We start from the raw sequence: 572 nt of genomic DNA on the forward strand, positions 1-572 counted from the left end.
GGTAAATACCGGCTCAAATAGGAAAATTGAGCGATAAAGAAAACAAACAAAAAGCCGGTAGAGCCGAACATTTTGTAATTTACCCATTGTTCTTTGAAGTGGGTGAACACAAACCAGTTGGCAATACCTAAAAATATCATGAATGCGACCCAGGCATAAGTCAGTTTGCTCCAAACATGTTCGGGCAGCTCCAACTCTTTGCCCATAGTCGCTTTTAGTCCGTTCTTTCCACTTAAGTGGCTGATTAGCAAAACCAATGCGCCAATCCAGAACAAAACGGTCGGTTTCCACATGATAAAACGGTCATCATGAAGTAGAATGGTTGCGCCGCCGAATACGACAATCAGGATCAGGCCGACCCACTGCATCGTATCGAGTTTTTTGTATTTCCAGTACGTAAAACCAGCCTGCAAAATGCCGAATACGACGGCAACTGCAGTGGCAGTAATCATGTTTTTCGTTATCGTGTAAGTCAGGAAAAACAAAATGACTGCTAATAAATCGCTTAAAACTTTCATAATCAAACAAACAAAAAAGATGAAACCATTCAGTCAAACGCTAATCATACAGGC

1 protein-coding gene is annotated in these 572 nt (G+C 41.4%); it reads right to left on the reverse strand.

Going from position 1 to position 572, the window contains the following annotated elements:
* A partial coding sequence (locus ACTHUR_RS16550; RefSeq protein WP_440399772.1) for a septation protein A occupies positions 1-518 on the reverse strand: 518 nt, incomplete at its 3' end.
* Positions 519-572 lie beyond the last annotated feature (54 nt).

This window comes from Neisseria sp. P0021.S007, assembly GCF_051956855.1.